General features: G+C 59.6%; 8 protein-coding genes. 6 read left to right on the top strand and 2 right to left on the bottom strand.

Going from position 1 to position 10,455, the window contains the following annotated elements:
- The 6 genes from ABX749_RS09205 to ABX749_RS09180 all read left to right on the top strand — a co-directional run.
- Window positions 1-753: prepilin-type N-terminal cleavage/methylation domain-containing protein (locus ABX749_RS09205; protein ID WP_372895714.1), on the top strand; the 753-nt coding region annotated here is incomplete at its 5' end.
- 41 nt (window positions 754-794) lie between these two features.
- Entirely contained in the window at window positions 795-1,271 is a 477-nt protein-coding gene (locus ABX749_RS09200; protein ID WP_145222264.1) for a type II secretion system protein, read from the top strand.
- Window positions 1,268-2,239, top strand: coding sequence for a prepilin-type cleavage/methylation domain-containing protein (locus ABX749_RS09195; protein WP_372895713.1), 972 nt, complete (start codon window positions 1,268-1,270; stop codon window positions 2,237-2,239). Before ABX749_RS09200 ends, ABX749_RS09195 begins: the two co-directional genes overlap by 4 nt.
- Window positions 2,239-3,951 (top strand): general secretion pathway protein GspK, encoded by a 1,713-nt coding sequence (locus ABX749_RS09190; protein ID WP_372895712.1) that lies wholly within the window; start codon window positions 2,239-2,241, stop codon window positions 3,949-3,951. Before ABX749_RS09195 ends, ABX749_RS09190 begins: the two co-directional genes overlap by 1 nt.
- A gap of 65 nt (window positions 3,952-4,016) precedes the next feature.
- Window positions 4,017-5,648, top strand: a complete 1,632-nt coding sequence (pilM, locus tag ABX749_RS09185; protein WP_372895711.1) for a type IV pilus biogenesis protein PilM — start codon at window positions 4,017-4,019, stop codon at window positions 5,646-5,648.
- Complete coding sequence (locus ABX749_RS09180; RefSeq protein ID WP_372895710.1) at window positions 5,645-6,820, top strand: cadherin repeat domain-containing protein; 1,176 nt, start codon at window positions 5,645-5,647, stop codon at window positions 6,818-6,820. The genes pilM and ABX749_RS09180 overlap by 4 nt, the downstream gene beginning before the upstream one ends.
- Before the next feature lie 102 nt (window positions 6,821-6,922).
- Here ABX749_RS09180 and ABX749_RS09175 read toward each other — a convergent pair whose 3' ends face one another.
- Together ABX749_RS09175 and ABX749_RS09170 are read right to left on the bottom strand one after the other, a co-directional pair.
- Window positions 6,923-7,861 carry a lysophospholipid acyltransferase family protein gene (locus ABX749_RS09175; protein ID WP_372895709.1) on the bottom strand — a complete coding sequence of 313 codons (939 nt, stop codon included), beginning with the start codon at window positions 7,859-7,861 and terminating at the stop codon, window positions 6,923-6,925.
- Window positions 7,862-8,625: 764 nt separating this feature from the next.
- Window positions 8,626-10,326, bottom strand: coding sequence for a sigma 54-interacting transcriptional regulator (locus ABX749_RS09170; RefSeq protein ID WP_372895708.1), 1,701 nt, complete (start codon window positions 10,324-10,326; stop codon window positions 8,626-8,628).
- Window positions 10,327-10,455: the final 129 nt, after the last annotated feature.

Genomic DNA, 10,455 nt, shown 5'->3' with positions numbered 1-10,455 from the left:
TTACCCCAAACACCGGAGGGCTCGCGCCCTGCCGCTAAGAAACGCTTCACGGCGTTACCCCAAACACCGGAGGGCTCGCGCCCTGCCGCTAAGAAACGCTTCACCGCGTTACCTGACATGGTCGCACTTGAGAGAGATCGCACACGAGAACGAGAAAGTGGTTTTACGCTGCTGGAGTTGCTGTTGGTCTTGGCCATCCTTTCCGTCCTCGCATCGATCGCCATTCCGCAAGTCGCTTGGTTGCTCGGCGACCGAAGGATCGTCCGTGGGGCCAAATTAATCCGCGAAGAATTGATGCTGGCGCGCGTCGATTCGATGCGGCAAGGCCGGATCTTGATGGTCGATGCGATGCTCGAATCCAGCCAACTCCGCGTCCAGCCGTATTTCTCCCTGGCCGACTCCGTCAACGCGATCGACCAGACCGGCACGCAGTCGGCTCTGTTGTCCGGCGCCGAACAAGGTCAGTTTGTTCCGGTGATCCAGGACGAATCGGAAATCCGTCAGGTGGATTTGCCCGACGACGTCGTGGTCAAAAGCGTGTCGGTCGTTTCCGCAGCCCGGGCGATGGAAATCGAACAGGCAACGATGAGCAACCAAGCCGAAGGATACAGTCAACCGATTTTGTTTTACCCCGACGGGACCACCAGCACCGCCGCGGTGGTGCTGATGCATCCCGAGCACGGGCAAATCACAATCAAGCTGCGTGGCATCACCGGCGACGTCACGATCAGCGAGGTGGGGGCCAACCAATGATCGTCTCGCAATCACCGAAACGAGCGTCATCCAAAGCAGCGATGCGACGTCGCGGGAGCGGTTTTTCGCTGCTGGAAATGATTCTGGCGCTGGCCATCCTCGGCAGCAGTCTGGCCGTCCTGGCGCAAATCGCCGGGACCGGCGTCAGCGCCGCGCGCGAAGCCCGCGCGCTGGTGACCGCCAGGATGATCTGCCAATCCAAATTGAACGAACAATTGTTGAACCTCCAAGCGGGGCAATCACCGACGACGATCGTCGAAGCGCCGGCCGAGTCGTTCGACAGCGCGTCGACCGAAACGTTCGTGTACACCGTCGAAGTCATGCCCGGCCAACTCGATGGATTGCTTTCGCTACGCGTGACCGTGTTGGCGCGCGCGGGCGACGGTACCGAACAACTGGCCGCGTTCGCGCTCGATCGCTGGGTGATCGATCCCGCGCTGGGACTGGAAGAAGCCGAGGCGGAAGAAGAGGCGGCGCGCGAAGAAATCGCCAACGGCGGTGAGGAGCCGCTGACATGATTGCATCGAACCTGACCAAGGCGACTCGGTTCAGCCGACACCGGCGGCGACGCGGTTTCACCTTGCTGGAACTGTTTTTGACGCTGTCGATGGCCGTCGTCCTGATGACGCTGGTCAACGCCGCGTTCCGATTCTATGCCGTCGACATGGATTCCAGTGACATGGACATGCGGCGAACCATGCTGGCCGCGGCCGTGATGCAAATGATCGAAGATGACTTGCGGGCGTCGCTTCATCCGGAACCGTTGGACACCAGCGCGCTGGAAACCTTGCTGGCCAGCACCGCCGCGTCGGCCACAGGCGGTGGCAACACGGGCGATGCGGGCGATCCCGGCGCCGCCGAGGCCGCCGGCATGGACGACCCGGCGCTGGAAGAGGAAGTAACCACAACGGTATCGGGAGTCGCCGTGCTGCAGACGCCCGGTTTGATCGGAGACCAGTACCAACTGCAAGTCGACACCAGTCGCCTGCCGCGGTTGGAAGAGTATGCCGTGCTGATGGACGTCGATCCCGGCAACCTGGCCGATTTGCCCAGCGATCTGAAAACCGTGACCTACTACGTTCAGGCGGCCGATTCGATCGGGATCGAGGATCCGCTGGCCAAGCTGGACGCGACGACATCGACGACCGCCGGCGGCTTGGTACGACGCGTCTTGGATCGCTCCGCAACGACGTTCGCATCCACCTCGGGCAACCTCGCCGCACTCGGCCAGACCGGCGAATTGCTCGCGCCCGAAGTCACCGGAATCGAATTCTCCTACTGGGACGGCGTGACCTGGCAAATCGAATGGAACAGCGACGAACTCGGGGAACTACCCTTGGCCGTGAAAATCCAAATGGTCATGGTCGACCCGCTGGTCGCCGTGAGTGAACAGGAACCACGGGTGTTCCAGCACGTGGTCAAACTGACGATGGCCAAGATCATCGAAGAAGAAGAGGAAGACGATCTTTCGGGGGTAGGCCTCTGATGAATTCACCAGCCAAACTCAACACGCAACGTCCACGCCGGCGGCGAGGTTTTTTCCTGGTGCTGGTGTTGTTGGTCGTTGTCGTCGCCACGCTGTCGGTGTACTCGTTCACCGGAGTGATGGTGGCCTACGATGACGCCGCGTACCTGTCCGGTGACCTGGTCCGGGCCCGCGTGGCTGCCGATTCCGGCGCCGAGGCGATTCGTTTGATTTTGTCTCAACCCCGAATGATGCGGGACGACATGGGAGGTGTTTACAACAATCCCAACCTGTTCCAGGCGATCGCGGTTTCCAATCAAGACGCCGCCAACGTCTGTGATTTCTCCGTCCCCGCGCCGGATCTGAATGAGAACGGCATGCTCAGCGGAATCCGATTCGGGTTGCAGGACGAATCAGCTCGTTTGAATCTCAACACGTTGACGGTCTTGGATGAAAACTCCGAAGGCTTGATGGCCGCGCTCAGTCTGCTCTCGGATCCAGACAGCGGCGACGCGTTGCCCGAGAGTATCGCGACCGCGTTGTTGTTGGCCTTGCCGGGGATGACCGAAGAGATCGCTGATTCGATCATGGACTGGCTGGACGCGGACGACGAAGTGCGACCCTATGGAGCGGAGCTGGAATATTACAGCGGACTGCCGACGCCTTACGAACCGACCAACGGCCCGATCAGCAGCGTCGAAGAACTGTTGCTGGTCAGCGGGATGACGCCGACACTGTTGTTCGGTGCCGACACCAATCGCAACGGCGTGCTCGATCCGGACGAACAGCAACGCTTCAACGTCACCGTCGACACGCCCGGTGCACTCGGCTTGGCGGCCTACTTTACGATCCACGGGCAAGAAGCCAACAAGCAGCGTGACGGCACGTTTCGGGTGAACATCAACGCGGACGATCTGGAAATCCTCTACGAAGACTTGACCGATGTCCTCGGCGATGACGTCTACGCCAGTTTTATTTGTGCGTACCGCATGTCGGGGGCACCGTCGACGTCCATCGCCGGAGCGGCTCTGCCGGATGCGGCCAACGCCGCACCGGGTGACGAACCGGCCAACGACGGAGGCATCTGGACGGCGGACTTGCTGGAGAATTTTGATCTGTCGGCTGGCGGCGGAATCGAGTTCACCCAGGTGCTCGATCTGATCGACGCCACCGTCACCGTTGGCGGAGGCGACGACGCGGTGACCTACCGCAGTCCCTTCACGTTGCTGACCGCGGGCATCTACCTGCCGCTGATCATGGACAAACTGGTCACCGGCGACACGCCGGCGATGCCCGGTCGAATCAACGTCAATGAATGCCCCGCGGAACTGTTGTACGGCATCCCGTTTTTGACCGAGGAACAAGTCGGCATGATTCTGGAAGCCCGCGGGACGGAAACCGACGACGAGAACCGGTTCTATGAGACCTGGTTGATGGTCGAGGGCATCGTGACGTTGGCGGAAATGAGAAACCTGGTGCCACTGTTGACCGGCGGGGGTGACGTCTATCGGGCCCAGATCGTCGGCTACTTTGAATCGACCGGCTTGGCCCATCGCCAAGAAGTGATCATCGACGCGACCACCGTGAACCCCAAAATCGTGTCCTATCGAGACCTCAGCCATCTCGGTCGGGCGTTTGATGTTTCCGTGCTCGGAATCCGCAACACGGCCGCGGTGTCCGGTGACCAACCCGCCGCCTCCCAACAACAGCGTCCCCGTAACAGTCCCCCCTAACGTTTCCCAGCCAGCCCTACCGAGACGGACCGTGCGTTTTGACCTTATCGAACTAGACTACCACCATGCCTAAACGAATAGCCCTCGACTATGACGACCGCGAATTGCGGATCGTCGTCGCCAACTGCAACGGTTCCAAGGTGCAGGTGACCGATGCACAGGTCATCCCGATCCCCGAAAACGGATCGGTCTCGGAAAAGCTACGGGCCTACATCACCAGCGAGGGCCTGCAGAAAACGGAAACGCTGGTCACGATCGGTCGCGGCAAGGCGGAGTTGCGAGAATTGCAGTTGCCGCCGGTGCCCGACGACGAGCTTCCGGACATGGTGCGATTTCAGGCCATCCGCAGCTTTGCCTCGGCCAGCGAACGCGCGATCGTCGACTTTTTGGTGACCCGTCGCACCAATGAAAACAACACGCTGATCGCGGCGGCCGTTTCTCCAGGGGACATGGATCGGGTCCGGGAACTCTGCAAGACGTCAGATCTATTGCCCAAACGCATCGCCTTGCGTCCGCTCTCGGCCGCATCGCTGTACCTGCGAGGCCAGAAGACGCCACCGATTTGCGTTCTGATCGACCTGCTCAACGACGACGCCGAAATCGTGATCGCGCGGGACGGCAAGGTGATTTTCGTCCGCACCGTCCGCTTGCCTTCCGAAGCGAGGCATCGCAGCGGTGCGATCGCAAGTGAGTTGCACCGCACCATGGTGGCCTGCGGCGAGACCTCGACGCCGGGTCGGATCGTGGTTTGGGGGACCGAGTCGGTGCACGCAGGGGACATCGCGGCGATCAAGAGCACGATCAGCTGTGATGACGTCCAAGCGGTCAATCCGTTTGATCTGGTCAGTCTGCAGATCGACCGATCGGCCTTGCCCGAGCACATCGGTCGCCTCGCGCCTCTGGTCGGTTTGCTCGCCAGCGACGAAACGGCTCCGGAAACGCTGATCGATTTCTTGAACCCACGCAAGAAACCGGAAGAGGAACCGGATCGCGTCCGCCGCATCTTGATGATCGCCGGACCGATCGCAGCGGTTTTCTTGGCGGGATTCTTTATCTACCGGCAATTCGCCCAGTGGGATCGAAAGATCGCCAACGCGACCAACGAAGTCAACTTGTTGTTGCCGTCGGCCAAAGCCGCCGAAGAGAGCATCGAGCGGACCGAGACCATCGACCAGTTTCTCGACGGCGACGTCAATTGGTTGGACGAAATCCGACGGCTGGCTGAAAAAGCACCGCCGAGTGACAAGATGATTGTCCGCAATATCTCGGGCACCGCCAGCATTCGCGGCGGAGGCGGCACGCTCCGCATCGTCGGCGCCGTTACCGAGCCGAGTGTGATCGACGAATTGGAAGAAGCACTGCGTGATCCGAACCACGGTGTCGTCGGCAAGGGATCGCAAGAACAAAAAGGCCAAGACACCTACGCCTGGACGTTTACCGAGTCGGTGATGATTTCAGGCGAAACGATTCGCAACACCCGCTACGAGCGAATGGCGGAGCGGATCGCGGAAGCGGAATCCCAAGCCGCTGACGAACCGTCCACCGCTACCGAAGAACCGGCTGCCGAACAAAGTCCATCCGAAGCGGCCCCATCCGAAGCTCAAGAATCCGAAGATCAAGAGGCTGAGCAGCAGCCGTCCACCCCCGATCAGCCGTCCAACGAAAACGCCACCGACACGGCGGAGGTCCAAGCATGAACCAACGTGAGAGAATGTTAGCGATCTTGGTCGGCGGACTGTTCGTCCTCGGGCTCGGCCAATGGGGATTGACGAAATACCAAACCGCCATCAAGCAGCGGCGGACCCAGTACGAAAGTCTTCAGGAACGCCAGGTCCAACTGGCCGAACAACGCAACCAAGGCGCGCTGGCCGATCGGCAGATGGGCGAGTACTTGGTGCGATCGGTTTCCAGCGACGTCGAGCGTGCCCGCAGCGACTACCAGAGCTGGCTGTTCGATGTGATTGAAAATCACAACATCAAAGACGCCAAGGTCGACAGTGGACGGACCGTCCCCGTCGGCGATCTGTACCAACAGATGACGTTTCTGTTGACCGGCCGCGCCGAGACGCCGGACATTTTTGAGTTCATGCACGAGATCCAGTCCAAAGATTATTTGCACCGGATTCGCGAATTTGATCTCAAACCGTCCAAGACCGATTCGGGGTTCACGATCAGCATGACGATCGAAGTGGCTTCGTTGCGGAACGCTCCCGTCAACGCCAAATCCCCCGAAACAAACGCCTGGCGCGTCGACCCGGATTCGCTGGCCTACAGCGATCCGATCTTGAATCGCAACCTGTTCGAGCCGCCCAACCGGGCGCCTTCGTACGACGGCAGCCGGACCGTGGAAGTGACCAAGGGACGTAGCGAAGCCGTATCGCTGGTCTTCAAGGACGCCGAACAACACCGGTTGTCGTATGAATTGGTTGATCCCCCAGAAGTCGTCTCGATCGATGATCGCAGCGGCACGTTGCGCGTCAGCAGCGATGAACTGACGGAGTTCGACGTGACGGTTCGCGTCACCGATCACGGCTACCCCAAACGCACCGTCGAGGAAACGTTGCTGGTCAAAGTCGTCGATCCACCTCCGCCACCGCCGCCCGAAAAGCCGCCACTGGAATTCGATGATGCCAAGCAGACCTATCTGACCGGATTGGTGCAGGGTGCCGAAGATTGGACGGCCTGGATGAACGTTCGGACGCGCGGCACGACGCTGAAGTTGCGTGTCGGCGACGAATTTGAAATCGGCAGCGTGCGTGGGGTCGTCGAATCGATCGACGCCGACGCCGTGAAGATCAAGATCGGCGACAAGACCATCACGCTCACCAGCGGCGGAACCTTAAAATCCGCCGTCGATTCGGTGGAGTAACACTGTCGGATTCGCTTCCAGCCTGTCACGTGCTGCGGCGAACCACGAGCCCCTTGTGTTCTTGAAGGATCGACAGCAACAGAATTCGAAATCAGCGATGAATCAAGCAGCCCTTCCTACCGTGATTCCGTCCGCTGATTGACCGTCAATTGGTTCGAGCACCCATCTTTTATTGAACCAAAAGTATTGTTCCGGATTGGCGCGGATCGCCGCCTCCAACGGCGGAATCGTCGCGCGCAAGATGCGTTCCGCGTCATCATTGCGGTCAATCTTTCGATTCGGCGTGATCGACTCTTTGAAATGCAGTTGCAGACGGCCGCCGGCTGGCCGAGTTGTATAGGCGGGGAGGACCGGGCATCCGGCTACATGTGCCATCAGCCCTAAGCCGCGGGCCAAGTCAGCGGTATGGCCGAGGAACGGAACCTTCAAGTCGTTTTGACGGGAACGAAGGTCAACGAGGATCGCAATGATATTCCCCTTGCGCAGCGACCGAATCGTTTTGCGAAAGAGCATCGGATCGTCGCGTTCAATGGTTTCACTGCCGATGTATCTGCGCATCGCGTTCAGGTGACGATTGAACAGCGGATTTTTCTGATTGCGATAGATAAACGTCATCGGATAACCGAGCTGCTCCAACGCGATGCCCGCCAAATCCCAATTGGCCAAGTGTGGAACCGCCAGGATACAACCGCGATCGAACGCCACCGCACCGTCGAGTCGTCGACGATCGTCTTGACCGATCAGAGTGTTTTGTTCCACCCAGTTTCGCGTGACTTTGGGTGTCCGCAAGATCTCGATCAAATGCCAAACCAAATCGCGATAGGATTGTCGCGCGATTCGTGTGGCGTCGACTTCGGATAGGTCGCGGAAGACCTGGCGGATCCTCTGCTCGGCCGTCAATCGTCGATTGCGACCGATTTGAAAACCGACAGACGCAACGACACTGCCCAACTTCAAAGCCGCGCTTTGGGGGAGCACGTTGACCAGATTGGACAAAGATTTTAGGGCGGCAAATTCCGCGAGGTGTCTTGGTCGATACATCCGATTCTCCAACCCCCTTGTTTGCATGGGTTGTGCCGACAGATCGTTGGATCTTCCGAAACAGATGATCGACGGCATTTTTGCGTCGCAGCGACGCACACCCCGGCAATTTGCTCCGTTGGCGGTGGACCTGAGGGAACCCCGTCGTCACAAAAGTCGGTGATGGCGCCAATCTCATCTGCCCCGGCAGACTATATCGCCAATGACTCGACGGCGTCGCAAGGCGATTTTTTACCGGTGAGCAGGATTTCTCGGACAAGAACTCGCCTGACGGCCGCCGGCGACCTCTTCAGTGCCACACATTCACTGTTTTGCTAGCGAGCACAATCCCGCCAGAAGCTGTTAGCGGAACGGCGCGAGCCATCCGGTGCCGGCGTGAAAGACCGGAGGGGCTGAGTTTGGTGGGTGGTACAAATCGATGCCTTTCATTCGGGGCAGAATGATGTTTCAGATGTTGCTCGGTCTCCATCATTCTGCCTTTCTATTCCAAGGGCGGCAAGATTCGTCGGTGGCACCGAATCGAAGCGCGCGCTACATTGCCTTGTACCACGCTGTAAATACAACCGGCGGTTGGGGTCAAAAGATTTGGTGGTCAAAAGATCGGACGATCGAGGAGGCGGGTTCCAGCCATTGCGGCACACGATTTTTTGACCACTCCATTTTTTGACCAATCGAAAACACCCCTTCCTTTTGATTGATTGGGTCGCACCGGGTTGACGCCGGCGGTGCCGTGGGTGACAGGCTGGAAGCCTAACTCACTTTCGTTACGATTGCCGATCGAACTTCTTCAGCTTTCGATCCAACGTGCTGCGTTCGATGCCCAGGATCGCGGCCGCGCGACTTTTGTTGCCATCGGTGTGACGGAGCACACGTTCGATATGCGATCGTTCCAACTCGGCCAACGAAATCTCGACCGGACTGGACGCGGCGATTGACTCCGCGTCGCCCGTGCCCGCCGACATGGCCGGCGTCAGCAACAGGTGTTCGGCATCGATCGTCGAACCGCTGTTCAGCACCACCGCACGTTCGATCACGTTGCGCAGCTCGCGGATGTTTCCGGGCCAGCGATAATCCAACAGCATCCGTTTGGCCGCGTCGGTGATCGTCGTGATGCGTCGGCCCATCTGTTCGTTGAACTGTGCCAAAAAGTGCTCGGCCAACAACAGGATGTCGCTGCCACGCTTGCGTAGCGGCGGGACGACAATCTCGACGACGTGCAAGCGATAGAACAGGTCTTGGCGGAATTTACCTTCGGCGACCATCGCTTGAAGATCACGATTGGTTGCCGCGACCACGCGGACATCAACTTTGATCGGACTTTGGCCGCCGACACGTTCAAACGGATGGCCTTCCAACACGCGTAGAAACTTGGCTTGGATCTCCGCATCCATCTCGCCGATTTCGTCCAACATCAGCGTGCCTCCGTCGGCCGCTTCAAACTTGCCCTGCTTGCGATCGGTCGCGCCGGTGAACGCACCTTTCTCGTGCCCGAACAATTCGCTTTCCAGCAGCGACGGCGACAACGCGGCACAGTTCATGCAAACCAGCGGCGCCGAGGCGCGTCCGCTGGCGTGGTGGATCGCCGAGGCGACCAGTTCCTTGCCGACTCCGGATTCGCCGCGGACCAAGACCGTCGCGTGAGTCGGGGCCACCATGGAAATTTTTTCGATGATGTCACGGACCGCATCGCTCTGCCCCACGATTTGAACTTTTCCGCCGATCTGCTTTTGCAGCGTTCGGATTTGGCGTTGGGATCGGCGGAGCGAGCGATCCAGTTTTCCGCGGACACGCAGATTCCGCAGCGACTCGGCCAGGATCTCGGCGACGGCCAGAACAAATTCCAGATCGCGCGCCGACAACACCGTTTCTTTGTCGGTCGTCAGCAGGTGCAGCATGCCCAACAGGTTTTCTTCACGATCCCTGACGGGGGCCAAGATCATGCTGACCGCATCGATCTCGCCTTGGCTGTTTTCGGTTGCCAACGTTCGGTCACCGGAAACGTTTCGGGCCAAGATCGCTTGTCCGTCCGGGCCGATGACGCTGGCAATCGCGGTATCGGCCGGACGTCGGTAGCTGCTCGATCCCGGTGCCGCATCATTGGAATGACGCGTCGCGACCAAGGTCAGCATCGACGGATCCGGCCCCGATCGCGGGTTGGCTTGCCGGCCGTCGGTGGATGGGTTCTGCGGCGGTTGGTTTTGAGTCTGTCGGCGTTTTTGTGAATCGACGACAAATGCGCCGGCGCTTCGAAACGGGATCGATGCGGCCAGGCGGTCCAGGACCAAATCGATCGCTTGGGCAGCGGTTTCCGCACCGGCCAGTTCGAAAGCCAATTGCAGCAGTGTTGCGCGGGCCTTTTCGGTCTGCACCAGTGCCCCGGGTTGGGCGGGCGATTCGATGACCAGGGGATCGCTGTGCAGGTATTCGCTTTTGGCGCGACGATCGGTGATCGACGCCGCTTCCATCGCCAGGGTCAGGTGATCTTCGGTCGCCCCGGCGGGTCTGGGAGAGGCGACGGGCCCCTCGGCGGACTGAATCTGGTTTACACACTGCAGCGAGAATCCGGCGATTTAAATCTTGTCGCAGTCGGACAG

The sequence above is a fragment of the Stieleria sp. genome (assembly GCF_041595215.1).
Classification (GTDB): domain Bacteria; phylum Planctomycetota; class Planctomycetia; order Pirellulales; family Pirellulaceae; genus Stieleria; species Stieleria magnilauensis.
The sequence above is the reverse complement of the archived record's forward strand: the minus strand, read 5'-3'. Positions and strand labels throughout refer to the sequence as shown.

Bases quoted from the DNA above. Each gene is read 5' to 3' on its own strand.
- ABX749_RS09200 (WP_145222264.1), top strand. From the start codon at position 795: ATGCGACGTCGCGGGAGCGGTTTTTCGCTGCTGGAAATGATTCTGGCG.
- ABX749_RS09195 (WP_372895713.1), top strand. From the start codon at position 1,268: ATGATTGCATCGAACCTGACCAAGGCGACTCGGTTCAGCCGACACCGG.
- ABX749_RS09190 (WP_372895712.1), top strand. From the start codon at position 2,239: ATGAATTCACCAGCCAAACTCAACACGCAACGTCCACGCCGGCGGCGA.
- pilM (WP_372895711.1), top strand. From the start codon at position 4,017: ATGCCTAAACGAATAGCCCTCGACTATGACGACCGCGAATTGCGGATC.
- ABX749_RS09180 (WP_372895710.1), top strand. From the start codon at position 5,645: ATGAACCAACGTGAGAGAATGTTAGCGATCTTGGTCGGCGGACTGTTC.
- ABX749_RS09175 (WP_372895709.1), bottom strand. From the start codon at position 7,861: ATGTATCGACCAAGACACCTCGCGGAATTTGCCGCCCTAAAATCTTTG.
- ABX749_RS09170 (WP_372895708.1), bottom strand. From the start codon at position 10,326: ATGGAAGCGGCGTCGATCACCGATCGTCGCGCCAAAAGCGAATACCTG.